15 protein-coding genes are annotated in these 17,256 nt (G+C 72.4%); 4 read left to right on the top strand and 11 right to left on the bottom strand.

Going from position 1 to position 17,256, the window contains the following annotated elements; genetic code table 11:
* Nucleotides 1-228 precede the first annotated feature (228 nt).
* A complete protein-coding gene (locus ASD48_RS16080; RefSeq protein WP_057602315.1) occupies nucleotides 229-771 on the top strand; it encodes a GNAT family protein in 543 nt (180 codons plus the stop codon).
* A gap of 296 nt (nucleotides 772-1,067) precedes the next feature.
* Here the strand turns inward: ASD48_RS16080 and ASD48_RS16085 are convergent, their stop codons facing one another.
* Genes ASD48_RS16085 through ASD48_RS16110 form a run of 6 tightly spaced genes read right to left on the bottom strand, consistent with a single transcriptional unit; the run spans nucleotide 1,068 to nucleotide 6,458 of the window.
* A complete protein-coding gene (locus ASD48_RS16085) occupies nucleotides 1,068-2,303 on the bottom strand; it encodes a cytochrome P450 (RefSeq protein ID WP_057602316.1) in 1,236 nt (411 codons plus the stop codon).
* Nucleotides 2,304-2,305: 2 nt separating this feature from the next.
* The gene (locus ASD48_RS16090; RefSeq protein ID WP_057602317.1) at nucleotides 2,306-3,523 is read right to left on the bottom strand and encodes a cytochrome P450; all 1,218 of its coding nucleotides are present in this window, start codon (nucleotides 3,521-3,523) and stop codon (nucleotides 2,306-2,308) included.
* Nucleotides 3,520-4,113, bottom strand: a complete 594-nt coding sequence (locus ASD48_RS16095) for an ATP/GTP-binding protein (protein ID WP_057602366.1) — start codon at nucleotides 4,111-4,113, stop codon at nucleotides 3,520-3,522. The genes ASD48_RS16090 and ASD48_RS16095 overlap by 4 nt, the downstream gene beginning before the upstream one ends.
* A 13-nt stretch (nucleotides 4,114-4,126) precedes the next feature.
* Nucleotides 4,127-4,474 carry a DUF742 domain-containing protein gene (locus tag ASD48_RS16100; protein ID WP_057602318.1) on the bottom strand — a complete coding sequence of 116 codons (348 nt, stop codon included), beginning with the start codon at nucleotides 4,472-4,474 and terminating at the stop codon, nucleotides 4,127-4,129.
* Nucleotides 4,471-4,878: a roadblock/LC7 domain-containing protein gene (locus ASD48_RS16105; protein ID WP_020126464.1), complete on the bottom strand. Its 408-nt coding sequence runs from the start codon at nucleotides 4,876-4,878 to the stop codon at nucleotides 4,471-4,473. Before ASD48_RS16105 ends, ASD48_RS16100 begins: the two co-directional genes overlap by 4 nt.
* Complete coding sequence (locus ASD48_RS16110) at nucleotides 4,875-6,458, bottom strand: ATP-binding protein (protein WP_057602319.1); 1,584 nt, start codon at nucleotides 6,456-6,458, stop codon at nucleotides 4,875-4,877. The genes ASD48_RS16105 and ASD48_RS16110 overlap by 4 nt, the downstream gene beginning before the upstream one ends.
* A gap of 603 nt (nucleotides 6,459-7,061) precedes the next feature.
* Here ASD48_RS16110 and ASD48_RS16115 point away from each other — a divergent pair.
* Nucleotides 7,062-7,856, top strand: coding sequence for an SDR family oxidoreductase (locus ASD48_RS16115; RefSeq protein WP_057602320.1), 795 nt, complete (start codon nucleotides 7,062-7,064; stop codon nucleotides 7,854-7,856).
* Nucleotides 7,857-7,936: 80 nt separating this feature from the next.
* On the opposite strand, the gene ASD48_RS16120 is transcribed toward ASD48_RS16115, so the two are convergent.
* The 3 genes from ASD48_RS16120 to ASD48_RS16130 form a co-directional block, all read right to left on the bottom strand.
* Nucleotides 7,937-8,515, bottom strand: coding sequence for a dihydrofolate reductase family protein (locus tag ASD48_RS16120; protein ID WP_057602321.1), 579 nt, complete (start codon nucleotides 8,513-8,515; stop codon nucleotides 7,937-7,939).
* A gap of 100 nt (nucleotides 8,516-8,615) precedes the next feature.
* Nucleotides 8,616-8,987, bottom strand: a complete 372-nt coding sequence (locus tag ASD48_RS16125; protein ID WP_057602322.1) for a DUF1801 domain-containing protein — start codon at nucleotides 8,985-8,987, stop codon at nucleotides 8,616-8,618.
* A 36-nt stretch (nucleotides 8,988-9,023) separates the two neighbouring features.
* Complete coding sequence (locus tag ASD48_RS16130; RefSeq protein ID WP_057602323.1) at nucleotides 9,024-9,602, bottom strand: helix-turn-helix domain-containing protein; 579 nt, start codon at nucleotides 9,600-9,602, stop codon at nucleotides 9,024-9,026.
* A gap of 161 nt (nucleotides 9,603-9,763) precedes the next feature.
* Between ASD48_RS16130 and ASD48_RS16135 the strand changes: the two genes are divergently transcribed.
* Nucleotides 9,764-11,164 (top strand): MFS transporter, encoded by a 1,401-nt coding sequence (locus ASD48_RS16135; RefSeq protein WP_057602324.1) that lies wholly within the window; start codon nucleotides 9,764-9,766, stop codon nucleotides 11,162-11,164.
* A gap of 107 nt (nucleotides 11,165-11,271) precedes the next feature.
* Here the strand turns inward: ASD48_RS16135 and leuE are convergent, their stop codons facing one another.
* Nucleotides 11,272-11,922 (bottom strand): leucine efflux protein LeuE, encoded by a 651-nt coding sequence (leuE, locus tag ASD48_RS16140; RefSeq protein WP_057602325.1) that lies wholly within the window; start codon nucleotides 11,920-11,922, stop codon nucleotides 11,272-11,274.
* A gap of 533 nt (nucleotides 11,923-12,455) precedes the next feature.
* On the opposite strand from leuE, the gene ASD48_RS16145 reads away from it, so the two are divergent.
* The gene (locus tag ASD48_RS16145; protein WP_057602326.1) at nucleotides 12,456-14,507 is read left to right on the top strand and encodes a PA14 domain-containing protein; all 2,052 of its coding nucleotides are present in this window, start codon (nucleotides 12,456-12,458) and stop codon (nucleotides 14,505-14,507) included.
* 448 nt (nucleotides 14,508-14,955) lie between these two features.
* On the opposite strand, the gene ASD48_RS16150 is transcribed toward ASD48_RS16145, so the two are convergent.
* Complete coding sequence (locus tag ASD48_RS16150) at nucleotides 14,956-17,142, bottom strand: FUSC family protein (protein ID WP_242432599.1); 2,187 nt, start codon at nucleotides 17,140-17,142, stop codon at nucleotides 14,956-14,958.
* Nucleotides 17,143-17,256 lie beyond the last annotated feature (114 nt).

The following is a 17,256-nucleotide window of genomic DNA, read 5'->3' on the forward strand; positions in this document are numbered from 1 at the left end:
CCGCGTGAGCATACCGTCACCACCCGTGCACCCTCCGCCCCAGGCCGCGCGCGACGACGGGGTCCGGTCCGACCGACTGCTCGTCGGGACCTCGGCCACCTCCCCCGAGGACCGCGGGGGCGAGCGTGCGGGAGCGAGGTCCGGGCGCCGGGGATCCGCGTCGCCGCGCACGGTCCCGGCATGCTTATTGGATTGCAGCGGACCGGTCCGGCCGGATAGGAAACCTGCATGCTCAAAGGCGACAAGGTCGGGCTCAGGGCCCGGCACGAGGACGACATCCCGATCCTGCGGACCGAGCTCTACGACGACGTGGTCAACTCCTCGCGGGCGGAAGGCGGGCCGTGGCGGCCGATCACGCCCGGCTCGAAGGATCCACGGCTCGTGGTGGACGACAAGGAGCAGGGCAGCGTCAAGTTCTCCGTGGTGGAGCTGGAGGGCGGCACCCTGGTCGGAACCGCGACGCTGTGGGGCATCGACAACCACAACCGGGCCGCGCACATCGGCCTCGGACTGCTGCCCTCCTCCCGCGGCAAGGGTTACGGCACCGATGTGGTCGCGGTGCTGTGCCAGTACGGTTTCGTCGTGCGCGGCCTGCAGCGACTGCAGATCGAGACGCTGTCGGACAACGCCGCGATGCTGCGCTCGGCCGAGCGCAACGGCTTCGTCCGCGAGGGCGTGCTGCGCTCCTCGGCCTGGGTGATGGGCGAGTTCCTCGACGAGGTGCTGCTCGGACTCCTCGTAGAGGACTGGAAGCAGGACTCGAAGGTCTAGATCGCCGTCCGGCCGCCGGCTGCGGGCCGGGGACCGTCGGCTGCGGGCCGGGGACCGTCGGCTGCGGGCCGGGGGTCCCGCAGGGTCGGCCCGAGGCCCGCCCCACACCCCGCTCCGTCGCTCGGCCGGGTGGGGCGCCGGGCCACCCGTGCGCCGGACGTCCGTCCCGTCGTCAGGGGCCGGTGACGGCTCCCGTCCCGGCTCGGGGGGTCACGGGACGGGAGCGCGTCACCCGGTTCTTCCTCGCGTCACGGCCGTACGGATGCACGGGTGTGGGAGGGGCGCTCGTGAACTCCTCAGGCGGTCGGGGAGGTGAGCCGTACGGGGAGTTCGAAGAGGTCGTTCTGGGTCACCACCGGCTTGTTGCGCAGGGCCGACGGGGCCACCGCCAGGTCCAGCCCGGGGAAGCGGGCGTACAGCGCGGGCAGCGCGACGCCCGCTTCCAGGCGGGACAGTGCGGCGCCCGGGCAGACGTGCGGGCCGTGGCCGAAGGATATGTGGCGGGTGCGGGTCTCGCGGGTGATGTCGAAGTCGCCGGCCGAGGGGCCGTGTGCCTCCTCGTCGCGGCCTATCGCGCCGTAGGACACGATGAGCGCGTCGCCCGCCGGGATGACCCGGTCGCCGACCGGGACGTCCTCGGTGGCGAACCGGATCAGCACGTGCGACGTCGGCGTCGACCAGCGGAGGGTCTCCTCGATCACCGCGGACCAGTCCACCGCCCCCGACAGGACCAGTGCCCGCTGGTCGGGGTGGGCGGAGAGGTTGACGACGGCGTTCACGATCAGGGAGATGGTGGTCTCGTGGCCGGCGGCGACCATCAGCTGGAGCGTGGAGACGATCTCCTCGTCGGTGAGCCGGTCACCGTCCTCCGAGGCCAGGACGAGCGCGCTGGTCAGGTCGTCACCGGGCTCGGCACGCTTGGCGGCGACGGTCTCGGCCATGATCCCGGCCAGTTCGACGAGGGTCGCGACGACCTCCGCGGGCGGGGTCTGGGTGGAGAAGAACTTCTCGAACAGCACCTTCAGCCGGGGCAGCCGGCTCTCCTCGATGCCCATGAGGTCGGCGACGACGTACATCGGCAGCGGGTAGGCGAACTCCGCCTTGAGGTCGACGACTTCGGCGTCGGCGGGCAGCCGGTCCAGCAGCCGTCCGGTGAGTTCGGTGATCCGCTCCCGCATCGCCTCCACCCGGCGCGGGGTGAGGGCCTGGGCGACGAGGCCGCGCATCCTGCGGTGGTCGGCACCGTCCACGGTCAGCATGGAACGGCCGGGGTTGACCAGGCCGATCAGCGGCCAGTCGGGCGGGATCTCGCCGCGCTGCCAGGCGCCCCACACGTTGATGTCCTTGACGAGCCGGGGGTCCGTCAGCAGCGCCTTGGCCTCGGCGTGCCGGGTGACCGCCCACACCGGCACCCCGCCGGGCAGCTCGACCGCGGCCAGCGGTCCCGCCGCCCGCAGCTTGGCGCTCTCCCCGTCCAGGTCGGTGACGAACGGATCCAGGGGAATCCGCAGCTCTTCGGTTCCGGACGTCATGATCAGTTGCCTCCCAGGGCAGGGGTGGGGGTGAACCGCACGGGCAGTTCCGTCAGGCCGCGCAGCCAGGGCGAGGGGCGACGGGTCAGGGACTCGGCCGGGACGTCGAGATCGATGTCGGGCAGCCGGTCCAGGACGACCTCGATCCCCGTCCGGGCGATGACCTCGGCGACCTCCTGGGCCGGGAACGGGCAGCGGTGCTCGCCGTGGCCGAAGGAGAAGTGGGCGTTGTTGCCGCCGGTGAGTTCGTTTCCGACGGGACGCACCTGGGGGTCGGAGTTGGCTGCCTGGAGACCGAGGATGAGCAGGTCTCCGGCCCGGATGTGCTGCCCGCCGAGGTGGGTGTCCCGCGACGCCCAGCGCCCGGCGACGTTCTGGCTGGGCGTGTCCTCCCAGAGCACCTCGTTCATCGCCTCCGCGACACTGTTGCGGCCACCGAAGAGCGAAGCGGCGAAACGGCCGTCGGTGAGCATCAGCCGCAGCGAGTTGCCGATCCAGTCGGCGGTGGGCTGGTGCCCGGCCGCCATCATCACCATGAGGTCCTGGGCGACCTCCTCGTCGGTGAAGCCACCGGGGTCGGCCAGCATGCGCGAGACGACGTCGTCGGCGGGCGCGGCCCGGCGCGCGGCGAGCAACTCGCCCATGGAGGAGGCCAGATGACTCTGTCCGGCGAGAGCGCGTTCCCGGCCGTCGATCATGTCGTTGAGCGCGGTGACCAGGCCCGGTCCGTCCTCGTCGGAGAAGCCGTACAGCCGCGCCAGGACGCGTACGGGCAGCAGCATGGCGTACTGGCCGATGAGATCGGCCGTTCCCTCGGCGCACAGGGCGTCGATCAGCTCGTCGGCGAACCGCTCGGCGTGGCGGCGCAGCCGGGTCGGGTCGCTCGCCTCCAGCGCGTTGCTGATCATGGCGGCCCGCTCGCGGTGCCGCTCGCCGACCGTGTAGAGGATCGACGGCTGCTTGCGGCCGATCATCGGCAGCAGGGGCCAGTCACCGGGGATCGTGTCCCACTGGTTCCACAGCTCCGAGTCGCGGCTGAACAGCACGGGATCGCCCGTGACCTGGTGCAGTTCGCGGTAGCCGAGGACGAGCCAGGCCGGGACCCCGCCGTCCAGCAGGACGGGGGTGACGGCGCCGTGCTGCGCGCGCATCTCCCGGTACAGCCGGGCGGGTTCGGTCTGGAAGCGCGGACCGCTGAGCGGAACGGCGTCGGTGCTCACACGAACTCCCGTGGTGAAGCGGCGGTGTGGGCCCTCTGCCCGGCGTACCGGCTCTGGATGTGCTGGACGAGCGTGATGAGGACCTGCTTGCTGGACTCCCGGGTACGGGCGTCGCAGTCGATCAGGGGCACCTGCGGATCGAGGTCGAGCGCCTCGCGGACATCGCTGTGCGCGTGGCGGGCGCCGCCGAAGTCGTTGCAGGCCACGATGAACGGCGTACCGTGGCGCTCCAGACGGTCGATGGCGTACCAGGAGTCGTCGATGCGCCGGGTGTCGACCAGGACGACCGCGCCGAGGGTGCCGGAGAACAGCCGGTCCCACAGGAACCAGAAGCGTTCCTGGCCGGGCGCGCCGAAGAGGTACAGCACGTTGCGCTCGTCGAGGGTGATCCGGCCGAAGTCGAAGGCCACGGTGGTCGCGGTCTTTCCGCGGATCTCGCTGATGTCGTCGACCGTCTCGCCGGCCCTCGTCATCGTCTCCTCGGTGTTGAGGGGACGGATCTCGCTGACCGAACGGACCATGGTCGTCTTTCCGACGCCGAAGCCGCCCACGACGACGATCTTCAGACCGTTGTCGGCGGTGGCACCCAGGGGGGTGCGCACGTCAGAGGTTGCGGAGTCCAACGAGCACCTGCTCCAAGACGTCGGGATCGGGAAGGGCGGAGTTGCGGGGGTGGCGTGCGCTGACCCGTCCGGCGGCGAGCAGGTCGGACAGCAGGATCTTGGTGATGCTCACGGGAAGCCCCAGTTCGGCGGCGACCTCCACCACGGCGGTGGGCGCCCGCGCCAGTCTGAGGACCGCCGCGTGCTCGGACTGCATGCCGACGGTGGGGTCGCTCTCGGCCACCACCAGCGTCACCAGGTCGAAGGGGCTGTCGGGCCCCGAGCGGCTGCGCCCCCCGGTGAGGGTGTAGAGCCGGTCGGGGGCGTCGTCCCTGCCGGGGCGCTTCACGCCGTGCGAGGCGGGGCCGTCAGGTGCTCTCCGAGCTGTTCCACCAGCTCGCTCATGTTGTGCCCGACGAGTCCGGGTTCGGCCTCCTCGGTGGTGACCACGGCCAGGTGCGCGCCTTCACCCGCCTCCACGATGAACAGTGTTCCGCCGTAGAACTCGGTCATCGAGGAGCGCACGCCTCCGCTGCCGTCGCCGAACTCGACCGAGGCGCCGTGCGACAGCGACTGGATGCCGGCGGCGATGGCGGCGAGCTGGTCGGCCTGGTCGACCGTCAGTTCCGGGGTACGGCACAGCTTCAGCCCGTCGCGCGAGAGCACGAGGGCGTGCCGGGCGCCCGGGGTGCGCTCAAGGAGTCCTTCTATGAGCCAGGTGAGCTTCTCGTCGGCGGTGGTCGTGCCGGTCATGAGGTGGTGTCGCCTTCCGGGTGCGAGGGGGTGGAACTGCCGGGCGCCGTCTCGGTCTGCGGGGACGGCGTGGTGTGCGAGTCGTCGGGGGCGGCCGGCAGCGGGTGCCCGCCTGTGCGTTCCGCCGGACCGGCGGCGCGCACCGCCTGGCGGAAGGCACCGAAGCGGTTGGCACGGACGCGGATGTCCTCGGGCGGGTCCGTGCGGCGCTCGGCGCTCTGGGCGGCGGCGCGCGCGCTCTCCGCGGCGGCCAGGGTGCGGCCGCGCCGGCGCTTGGGCAGCCCGTCGCCCGTCTGCGGGGCGGCGTCGGCGCCGGCCTCCTGCGGCGGGACCTCCTCGGGAGCCGTGGCGACTTCGGCGGGGGCGGGCGCCCCGAGGTCCGGCAGCGGGGCGCGCGCCGGGGCGTTGCGCGCGGGCGGGTCCGCCGGGCGCCGCACGGGGGACGGCGCCGCCGTGAGGATGTCCTGGGGGATGAGCATGAGCACACCGGTGCCGCCCCGCGCGGAGGGCCGGAAGGACACCTTCATTCCGTGCTTGCGGGAGAGGCGTCCCACCACGGCGAGGCCGAGCCGGGTGCCGGTGAGTCCGCCGAGTCCGCCCGCGTCGCCGGAGACTGCCTGTTCGGCGCGGCGCAGCTGGACGTCGCTCATGACGAGCCCGCTGTCCTCCACCGACACGATGGCGCCGGCCGGCACCTCCTCGACGTAGACGTGCACCTCGGCGTTGGGAGGCGAGAAGTTGGCCGCGTTGTCGAGCACTTCGGCGAGCGCGTGCATCACGCCCTCGGCCGCGTGCCCGGCCACCGCGGTGTCGCTGACGGAGTGCAGGCGGATGCGCTGGTAGCCGCTGATCCGGCCCATGGCGCCGCGCAGCACGGACTCCATGGAGATGGGGCGCGCCCAACGGCGTCCCGATCGCGCGCCGGTGAGGACGGCGACGGAGTCGGCGAGACGGCCGGCCTGGGCGGTGCGGTGGTCGAGGTGCAGCAGGTCGGCGAGGACGTCCTCGTCGCTGTGCCGTTCCTCCATGGCGCGCAGGTCGGCCAGGGTGCCGGTGGCCAGTGCCTGCATCCGGGCCGCGGCGTTGGCGGTCGCGGCGATCGCGGTGTCGCGGTCGCCGAGGGCTTGGTCGAGCTGCCCGGAGAGCCTGCGGACCTCGGCCGCGAGCCGGGCCCGTTCGGCCTCGGCCTCCTGGGCGCGTACGGCGCGTTCCCTGGTGAACTCCTCGGCGAGCCGGGCTCGTTCGTGTGCGGTGGCGTCGGTGTGCCGTTGGTGTTCGCGGCGCCATCGTTCCGCCTGGAGGTCGCGCTCCTGGGCGGCCCGCTCGGCCTCGGCGGTCGCGGTCCGCAGCGCGGCACGTACGGAGCGCGTGGTGCGGCGCGCGTGTACGGCGACGGTGACGGCCACACACAGCAGAACCGCGGCGATGGCGCCGCCGCAGCCCACGAGCGCCTGCGCCGACTCGGGTACGGACGTGACGGCCCCTACGACGGCGAGGGCGGACAGGGCGGCGGTCAACAGGGGTAGGGGCAGCAGCGAACGGATGGTGGATCGGTCGCCGGAAGGGGCGGGCGCGGTCATCGCTCAGGTCCTCGGGTGGCCGCTCGGGAACGCGACCCTTGTGTTGTCCTAAGGGGCAGATAGTGCACAGAAGTCTGTAGTCGGTGATCAACCGGGCGTCACTATACGAGAGTTTCGATCACCCCGAACAGTGTTCGACCAGCACAGTTCGCGAACTCGCCGTCCTGGGGCACCTGATGCCGGCACCTGACGACCCGACTCGACGGCTTCCTCCCCCCGGCTGACCAGAGATTCTTTGTGCGGGCTGTGCGAGTTGAGCGGCCGGGCGGCCCGACCGGAAGCCTCGCCGACTCGGCCCGGATGTCCGCATGTGGAGTCCGCGGCCGGGTGGCTGCGGCTCGGCGTCGACGGCTGCGCGGTCCTCGAACTTCTGCCGCTCGGCGCGGTACGTCGGGGAAGGGACGGCAGTCAGTCCCGCACACGACAGGAGCCCGACACGCGTGTCCCCCGTCGCCGACCGGGCATACGCAGCCGAGGCCGTCGGCATCGGCATCGGCATCGTCCGGAGTGGCGAGCCGATCGCCCTGCCGCCAGGCTGGCGGTGACGGCAGAGGTACCGGCACGCGGGACGGACGGACAGACGCGCAAAGGGACTGGTTGCACATGCAGATCGATCTGGCGGGACGCACCGCCCTGGTCACGGGCTCCACGCAGGGCATCGGCGCGGCGATCGCCGCCGGGCTCGCACGTTCCGGCGCCCGCGTAGGGGTGAACGGCCGAGACGAGCAGCGGGTCGCCGAGAGCGTGGCGCGGCTGGCGACGGAGGTGCCCGGAGCCTCCTTCGTGCCCGTGGCCGCCGACGTGGCGAACGAGGAGGGCGCGCAGCGAGTCCTGGAGGCGCTGCCCGAGGTGGACATCCTCGTCAACAACCTCGGCATCTTCGGCTCCGCCGACCCGCTGAAGATCAGCGATGACGAGTGGCGGCGCTACTTCGAGGTGAACGTGCTGGCTGCCGTACGGCTGACCCGGCTGTACCTCCCGGGCATGACGGAGCGTGGCTGGGGCCGGATCCAGTACATCGCGAGCGACTCGGCGGTCGTCATCCCGGCCGAGATGATCCACTACGGGATGTCCAAGACCGCGCTCCTCGCCGTCGGCCGCGGCTTCGCGAAACAGGCGGCGGGCACGGGGGTGACCGTCAACTCGGTCATCGCCGGCCCCACCCACACCGGCGGGATCGAGGACTTCGTCTACGAACTCGTCGACCGCGACCTGCCCTGGGACGAGGCCCAGCGCGCGTTCATGCGGAAGCACCGGCCGCAGTCGCTCCTGCAACGGCTGATCGAGCCCGAGGAGATCGCCCACATGGTCGTCTACCTCAGCTCCGACCAGGCTTCGGCCACGACGGGCGGGGCACTGCGGGTCGACGGCGGATACGTCGACTCGATCCTGCCCTGACGACGCGGGCCCTGCGGTCGGCACCCGTCGCCGGGAAGAGACACAGCGACGGTCCGCCGGCCCTGGTCGTCCTGCGCGACTCAGGGATGCAGGGTCGGCCGGTAGACGAGTTCCTGGGTGTGGCCGTCGAGCGTCCGGTGCTCGATCAGTTCGAGGTCGAAGTCGGCCGAACCCTGGAAGATCGGGTCCAGCCCGGTCCGACCGGTGATCACGGGGAAGAGCGTCACCTGGACGCGGTCGACCAGACCGGCGGCCATCAGCGCCCGGTTCATCGACAGGCTGCCGTGCGAGCGCAACGGCACCGCGGACTCCTCCTTGAGCCGGGCGACGACGTCGACGGCATCGCCGCTCAGGAGCTTCGCGTCCGGCCAGTCGAGAGGTTCCTCCAGCGTGGTCGACACCACCGTCGCCGGCAGGCTCCTCATCCGCGTGACCCATGGGTCACGCACCTCGGACTCCTCGGCGCTCGAGGCCAGCATCCGTGCGAACGCCCGGTAGGTGTTGGCCCCGAAGACCATCCGCTGCTCCTCGGCGTACAGGCCGAGTCGGTGGTCGAGCAGTTCGGGGCCCTGCTTGCCCCAGTAGCCGGTCCAGTCGCCACTGGCGGCTCCGAAGCCGTCGAGGCTCGAAAAGACGTCGAAGGTGTAGGTGGCGGTCATGATGGTCTCCTGGATCGAGTGCGGTTGATCGCGTCCTGGGAATGCAGACCGACGACCGCGGCGAGACTCATCGTCCTTCTCGCTTCGCCTTTTGCGGCCGTCACATCCACAGCACGCCGTCGTCCTCGTGCTCGCGCACGCGGAACGCGATGATCCGGCGCAGCAGGGCGCTGGGCACGGGCTCGCCGTAGGGGAGCTTGACCGAGCCCTTGCCGGTGGCGAAGCCGGCGAGGTCGGCGTCGAACGCCTCGCGGGTGCTGGGGGTGAACACGACGTTCGCGTGCTTCGCGTGGCCGCTGGCCATGAACAGGATCGTGCCGGACGGGTGGACCCAGGCGGGATGGCCCCACTTGATCGCCTCGCTCGCCGCGGGGACCGCCTCGAGAGCCAGCGCCCGTACCTGTTCGAGCACCTCGCGGCCCTGCCCCGCGAAGCCCTCGATGTACTCGTCGACCGTCTGCGGCTTCCCCATGGCGCCAGTCTGGCACCGCGCCCCCTTCGACACCCTTCAGCCGTTCGCCGCCGGGCCCGTACGGACGACGGCCTGGTCGCCGTGCGGGCCGAACAGGTGCAGGATTTCCACCGCTTCGGCGTCGGCGGGGCCGAACCAGTGGGGTTCGCCGGTGTCGAACTCGGCCACCTCGCCCGGCCGGAGGGTGATCTCGCGCTCCCCCAGGATGAGCCGGAGCCGGCCGGCGAGCACGTAGAGCCATTCGTAGCCGGAGTGGGTGACCAGTCGCGGTTCGCGGTGTGAGAGCACCTGCTTGAAGACCTGGACCCGGCCCGGGTACTGCGTCAGCGGGACGAGGACGCTTCCACGCTCCCGGCTGCGGGGCTTGAGATGGACTCGCGGATCACCGGTGGCCGGAGCCGTCACCAGTTGGTCCAGCGCCACGCGGTGGGCTCGGGCCAGCGGGATGAGGAGATCGAGCGTGGGGCGCCGTCGGCCCGACTCCAGACGCGACAGCGTGCTCACGGAGATTCCGGTGTCCTCCGACAGGGCTTCGAGGGTGAGACCGCGGTCGCGCCGCAGGGCACGCAACCGGGGCCCGATGCTGTCGAGGAGTTCCGCGAGGTCGGCGTCCATACGGCCATTTTTGCAGTCTTCGCAAAGTTCCTGGGCCGGGAGCCTCCCCCGGTCCGAGCCTGGGCGCAGCCGATCCCGCCCGACCGACCCGACCGGCAGACCCGCAGACCCGCAGACCCGCAGACCCGCAGACCCGTAGACCCGTAGAAGGGGTAACTCTCGTGCTCACGACATCCCTGGCCGCTCCGCCCTCCCCGCTCAGCGCGCGCAGACGCTGGACGGTCCTGGCCGTCTGCGCGCTCAGTATGTTCCTGGTGGGTGTGGACACCACCATCGTCAACGTGGGCCTGCCCGAGATCGGGCACGGCCTCGGCGTCGGCACCCACGGTCTGGAGTGGGTCGTCAACGCGTACACCGTGGTCCTGGCCAGCCTCCTCATCGTCTCCGGCGCGCTCGCGGACCGCTTCGGACGCCGCCGGGTCTTCCAGTGCGGCCTGCTCGTGTTCGGCCTGGCCTCCCTCATCTGCGCCCTCGCCCCGTCCCTCGGCGTGCTGGTTGCCGCCCGGGCCGTTCAGGGGATCGGGGCCTCCATGCTGAGCCCGGTGGCCCTGGCGATCGTGGTGAACGCGATGCCCGACCCAAGGGAACGCGCCCGGGCGATCGGCGTGTGGGCGTCGGTGTTCGGGCTCAGCATGGCGGCGGGCCCGGTCACCGGCGGGGCGCTCATCGCCGCGTTCGGCTGGCGTTCGGTGTTCTGGATCAACGCGCCGGTCGTCGTCGCCGCCCTGGTCCTGGTCGCCGTGTTCGTGCCGGAGTCCCGCGCCGAGCGCGCGCGGCGCCTCGACCTGCCCGGACAGGCGCTCCTCACCGTGGTCCTGGGCCTGTTCGTCGGCGTCCTCGTCGAAGGCCCCGGTATCGGCTGGGCCTCGCCCGTGGCGCTCACCGGCTACGCGCTGATCGCCGCGACGACGGCGGGGTTCGTCCTGGTCGAGCTGCGCCGCGCTGAACCCCTGATGGACCTCGGCCTCTTCCGCCGGCCGCCGTTCGCCACGGCGGTGCTGGGCGCCATGGCGGTGTTCGCCGCACTGAACGTGAGCATGCTGCTCAACACCCTCTACCTCCAGCACACCCGTGGCTGGACACCGCTCGCGAGCGGCGCCGCGACCCTGCCCATGGCACTCGGGGCCACCCTGTGCGCACCCTGGTCCGGCGCCCTCGTAGGGCGCCTCGGACCGCGGCGTCCACTGATCCTCGCGGGCACCTTCACCACGGCGGGCGGTCTGTGCCTGACGAACCTGGACCAGGACACGAGCGTGCCGCTGATTCTCCTCGCCCACCTGCTGATCGGCATCGGGTTCGGCTTCGCCAACGCCCCCCTCACCAACACCGCGGTCAGCGGTCTGCCGCGCTCCCGGGCCGGCGTGGCAGGGGCGATCACCTCCACCGCGCGCCAGGTCGGCGCGGCGGTCGGTATCGCCCTCGCCGGGGGCCTGGTCGCGGACGCCGGCCCCACCGGCCTCGCCGCCGCGTCACATCCGGGATGGCTGCTCGTGGCGGCCTGCGGGCTGCTCCTCTTCGTCGTGGCCCGCGCCTCGCAGCCCGCGGCCGTCCAGGCTCGCTGACCCCACGGGCGGGACCCACGGCGGCGCGGCCCTCCGGAGGCCCTTCAGGTGTCGTACGGCGACGACGCCTTCAAGAGTCGGGCGGCGGCGAACGACGCCTTCATAGGTCAGGCGCCGGCGAGGGAGAGCTTCACCGCGAACCCGAGGAACAGCACGCCGGCCGCCGAGGTGGCGCCCGCCGTAAGGCGCTTGCGGCGTCGGAAGGCGCCGGCCAGCCGGGTCCCGCCGAAGATCAGTGCGGTGAGGTACAGCACGCTGGCGAGCTGGGCCAAGACGCCGAGGACGACGAAGGAGAGCGCCGGGTAGGCGTACCCCGGGTCGACGAACTGCACGAAGAAGGCGACAAAGAACAGGATCGCCTTGGGGTTGAACAGGCTGACGACCAGCGCCCGCCGGAAGGGCCGCTCGACGGAGACCTCGGCGGGGCCGTCCTCGGCGGGCACCCGCTCACGGCGCGTCCGCCACATCCTCCAGGCGGCCCGCAGCATCCCGACCGCCAGCCAGGTCAGATAGCCGGCGCCCGCGTACCGCACGATCGCGAACAGTACGGCGTTGGCCTGGAGCAGCGAGGCCACCCCGGCCGCGGACAGAGTCATCAACACGGTGTCCCCGCACCACACGCCGGTCGCGGCCGTGTACCCGGCCCGTACCCCGCGCCGCGCGGCGACGGACAGGACGTAAAGAGAGTTGGGCCCTGGAAGGAGGACTATCAGGACGAGTCCTGCCAGGTAGGTGGGAAGGTCGACGACTCCGAACATGTGCAGCAGTGTCGCATGCGCATACGACACCTGGCAGGGGCCGCCCACCTCACGGAAGCCGCCACGGCGATGATCACGTCGAACATGAAGGGTGCGCCTTCGCCGCCGGGGGCCGGCGACCGGAGAACCCCGGGGACGTCGCCCGCGGTGAAGTCGCGCTCGGCCGTGTCGTTCGGCGACGGCTCGGCGGTGAACTGCGAAGAGTTCATGGGTGTTGCCTTTCGGGAGTGCCTTGTGGTCAAGGCACTCCCGGCGACGCCTGTGTCAGTCGCCGGCCGTGACGGGAAGGGGGAGCGCCCACGTCGATACAGCGTTCATGGGTCTCACCTCCTCGGGCGGTGTCGCGGTCCACTGCAGGCGTGAGGCTGTCGCGTCCGCGTCGTCCGCGCGCACCGGTACAGCCGACGTGCGGCCGACGTGCGGCAGACGTGCGTGGAGAAGTCGAGGGAGTGGGGGCAACCCTGCCCCCGCCTCATGAGTCACACACGCGCCATCTGATTCTCATTGGTCCGGAAAGGGCCCCACCCTCTGTGATGACTCGTACCCGGCTGACCGCGCTCGCCGCGACGGCCGCCCTCGCCGCCACCGGCGATCTGATGATCGCCGCCCCGGCCTCCGCGGCCGTCACCTGCGCCTCTCCCGTCTGGAGAGCGCAGTACTTCGGCAACACCACCTTCAGCGGCACGCCGAAACTGACCGCCTGCGACGCCGCCGTCAACGAGAACTACGGGTACGGCGACCCGACGGGCGTCACGCTGCCCAAGGACAACTTCTCCGTCCGCTGGTCCCTCACCCGGGACTTCGGCTCCGGCGGCCCCTTCCGGCTCTCCGCCGCCACACAGGACGGCATGCGCGTCTACGTCGACGGCGTGCGGAAGATCAGCCTGTGGCAGAACGTCTCCACCACCGCCCGCAAGACCGTCGACCTGACCATCCCGGCCGGAAAGCACACGATCCGCGTGGACTACGTCGCCTGGACGGGGCTCGCCCACGCCGCGTTCACGTACGCCCCGCGCACGGAGGCGGCCGTCGACACGGTCAAGCCGCTCGCCCCGACGGGTCTCACCGCCGCGTACAACCGGGACACCGCGAAGACCACCCTGCGCTGGGCCGCGAACAAGGAGATGGACCTCGCCGGTTACCGCGTCTACCGCAGGCTGGGCACCACCCAGTGGGCGAGAGCCGGCGGCTCGTCGCTGCTCACCTCCCCGTCCTTCGTGGACGCGACGCCCGCCACGGGCCAGACCTTCCTGTACGAGGTCCGCGCCGTCGACAAGGCGGGCCGCGAGTCCGTCGGCAGCCTCGACGCCACCGCGGTGACCGTGGACCGCACGGGCCCGGCGGCGCCGACCGGTCTCACGGTCACGGGCGACGCCTGGTGGGCCACCCTGGCCTGGCAGGGGGCCGCCGACGCCGCGACGTACGAGGTGTACGCCGCCTCCGCGGCCGGCGGCCCGTTCGAGCTGCTGGGCACGACGGCCACGACGTCGTACCGCACCGACGCTCCCGTGAACACCGCCCGGTTCTACCGGGTCCGGGCTCTCGACGCGCTCGGCAACCCGTCGCCATACGCCGCCGTCACCGGCGACGGCGTCGACCGTACGCCGCCGAAGTCCCCGACCTCCCTCGGCTCCGTCGTCCGCGTCGGCTACACCGATGTGTACTGGAAGCAGCCCGACGGCTTCTACGAGGACTTCGACAACGGCGGGACGTACCGCGTCTACCGCTCGCCCGGCAAGACCCTCGACCCGGCCGCGCTCACCCCGGTGACCTGCGCCGAGGGGAGCGACGAGACCAGCACCGGCGGCCTCTGCCACGACCTGGACATGCCGGCGGGCACGTACGTGACGTACGCGGTCGCGGCGGTGGACCCGGCAGGCAACGAGTCGGCGCTGTCCGCCCCGCTCGTCGTCCGCACCGGCGACCGCGTCGCACCCGGTCCGGTCACCGGCGTGACGGCCACCCCGCGCGCCGACGGCATCCTCATGCGCTGGTCGGCCTCGACCGAGGACGACGTCGAGCGCTACGCGGTCTGGACCGGCGTCCGACAGGCCGACGGCACGGTCAAGTGGCTCACCACCGCCTCCTGCCGGGAGGGCACGAGCGACCCGCTGGCGGTCCTCTGCGGCGATCTGCCGGACGGCGAGACGTATGTGTACGCGGTCGTCGCCAGGGACCTCTGGGGCAACGCGCTGCCCCCGAGCGACCCGAAGGTCACGGTCGTCGAGGCCACCGAGCTGGATGTCCGGCCGTCCGTCACGGTCGCCCGGGACTGGGACCTCGGCAGCCTGGGCCACGGCACCGTGATCGGCGGGCCCGACGAGGACGGGCCGTCGATCAGCTGGCGGTGCGACAGGACGGCCGAGTGCGACACGGTCGCGGGCTACCGGGTCAGCAGGTGGAACGCGGCCACGCAGGCGTACGAGCCGCTGCACGTCGGGCTCCTGCCGGCACAGACCCGCGACTACACGGACACGACGGCCGCGCGGGGGGCCGCGCACTTCTACACGCTGCAGGCGGTGCGCGCCGACGGCAGTGTCGCGGGCACCTACGTGTGGAGCTGCGTCTTCCAGGACCGCGTCTAGCCAGGACCGCGTCCAGCCAGAGCCGGTCGGGTCCGGCCGGTCGAGTCCGGCCAATCCGGTACGGCCGGTCCGGTCCGGCCAATCCGGTACGGCCAATCCGGTCCGGCCGGTCGCGTCCCCGTCGGCCCGGTGAGGTCGCCGTCCCCGCTCCCGGCGGGACGGTCCGTGCTGTCCCGAACAACTCCCACGGGCGCGGGGTCGGCCTCCTCGGCCGTCGCCCCGAACGGGTCGCGGCGCTCCGGACGTGGGGGCCCTGCTGTTCCCCTGATCAGCGCGGTCTGGCTGTTCCCCTGATCAACGCGGTCTGCCTCGCGCGGGTCGGAGACGCCAGGCTGAGGGGAGGCCGTCGGCCGCGCCCGTGCGAACGGCGTGTGGACGGGAGTCCAGTTCGGCACCAGCCGGTGCTCCGGGTCCGGCCGACCGCCCCGAGAACCTGGAACGAAGCGGTTCAGGACGGCTTGCCCGTCCCCGCGGCGGCCACCAGGCCCGGTTGGAGGCGGCGGGCGGCGTCGAGGTGGTCGGCGGTCCAGATCATGCGGACGGCGGTGTCCGTGGCCTGCCCGTGCTCGTCGCTCAGTTCGCGGCGGAGGGATTCGACCAGCTCCGCCTCGGCCACGGGATTACGCGGCAGCGGGGCCCGGACGGGGGTGTCCTGGCCCAGGACGGCGGCCAGGTCCCGGTACCAGCCGGCGACGCGGCCCACGGCGCCCAGGAGGACGAGCCGGGCTGCGGTGCGGTCCGGTGCGGGCCGCGGCGTGCCGGCCCGCTGCCAGAGTCCCAGCACGGCGTCCGCCGCCAGGCGCAGCCCCACGATGCCGGTGACCAGGGTGGTCATCTCCGCCAGGGGTACCGGTTTCGGGCCGCGTTCGGCCAGGTAGCTGCGGAAGGCGTCGTCGAGCCTTCGCGCGGCCGCCGCGGCTTCGAGGCGTTCCCGCAGAGCGGCATCGGCGGAGACGGCCTCGGCCCCACAGCGTCCGACGGCGTACTCCACCGCGCCCGCCAGGTACCGGGCGCTCTCCCGGTAGGCCTCGGCCAGCGCACGGTCGACCGCAGCCGTCGCGCCACGCGGCCAGAAGAAGAGCCCCACCAGCAGACTCACCGCACAGCCGATCGCGATGTCCTGGATCCGCAGGAGCACGATGTGCCAGTCGGGGTCCTGGCCGATGTTGAACAAGATGACCAGCGTGATGGTGAAGGACGCCTGACCGGCGGCGAAGGAGATGGCGGCGGGGGCGATGCCGGCGAGGAACACCGCCACGGGCAGCAGGAACCAGAGAACCGTGCCGTGGTCGCCGATGAGCTGCAACAGCAGGGTGCCGATGATCGAGCCCGCGACGGTGCCGCCCAGGGCGCGCACCGCGTTCTGCCCGGTGTTCAGGGCGTTGGAGCGCAGCACCGACAGGGTGCCCAGGAGCACCCAGAACGAGTGCTGGACGCCCGTCACGTTCGCGAGGGCTACGGCTATCCCGAGACCGACCGCTCCGCGCAGGCTGTTGTGCAGCCAGACGGACTGCGGCTGAAGGTGCGCGGCCGCCCGCTCACGCGCCGCGGCCAGCGGCGCGGCCCCCGCACCGGGCTCACCGCCGAGCAGACGTTCGTACCAGCTCCGGCGTTCGGCCGCCGCGGCCAGGTCCACGTTGTCGGCGATCTGAAGGGTCGCGAACCCCAGCTCCTGCGCCCGGAACGACAGGTCCAGGGCGCCGATGACCGGATGCGCCCGCGACGGCGTGCCCGCTCCGCCCCGGTGCACGGGAAGCCGGGTGGTGGCGTTGCGCTCCATGCCGGCCATGGCCGTCCGCAGCTTCTCCGCGGCGGAGTGCAGCCCGTCCGGGGCACCGTCGGGGGCGTCGAGCAGGGTGGCCGCCTCGTCGAGCAGATCCGCGGCGGCGCGCCGCACGGACCGGGCGTCGGCGTCGCATTCCGGGTGGCCGTCGGGAGACGGCGCGCTGTCGGCCAGGATGCCGCTGAGCCAGGTCAGTTCGTCGACGAGACGGACCGTGGCGCGTGAGCTGGTGGACAGGCCGGTGGGGCGATAAGGGGTGGCGTCGAACACGGTGCGCAGGTCGGCTGCCGCGGCGCACGCCTCGTCGGCCGTGGCACGGCACTGTCCGCTGCTCGGCGCGCCCGGACCGCCGGCCAGGAGGGAGGCGTCGGTGCGCAGTTGCTCGGCGGCGGCACGGCAGACCTGGGCGGCGGGCGCGCTGAGCGGGTCCGCGGCGGGGCGGGGCCGCAGCAAGGTGATCGCGAGCAGGGAGGCGGCCGCCGCGAGGCCCGCCCCCGCGAGCCGGTCGGGCAGCTCGGAGAACGGTGCGGGTGAGGTCACCGGGAGGATGAAGGCCAGCAGCAGCGCGGTGGAGGCACCCGCGAGGACGGAGCTGACCACGCCGGAGAACAGCACCAGGAAGCCGATGACGACCATGACGGCGACGGCGAGCCAGGTCTCGTCGGCCACGGCCGTGCCCAGGCAGATCAGGGCGGCCCAGGCCATGGCCAGCCCGAGGTGTGCCCGCAGTCGCTGCACCATCGGCCCGGTGAAGTCCACCAGCAGCAGCATCGAGAACGAACCGAACGCGGCGAAGGTCGCCATCGTCGGCGAGCCGATGACCTGGCTGCACAGGGCGAACAGGGCAGGCATGACGAGGGCGGTCCGCCCGGCCCGCCGCGTTGCCGCCAGCTCGGGATCGTGGTCACGCAACCACGTGGGGACCGCCCCGGGCCGAAAGCGGCTGAATGTCTGCACGGAACCGGG

The sequence above is a fragment of the Streptomyces sp. Root1310 genome (genome assembly GCF_001426425.1).
Lineage (GTDB): Bacteria > Actinomycetota > Actinomycetes > Streptomycetales > Streptomycetaceae > Streptomyces.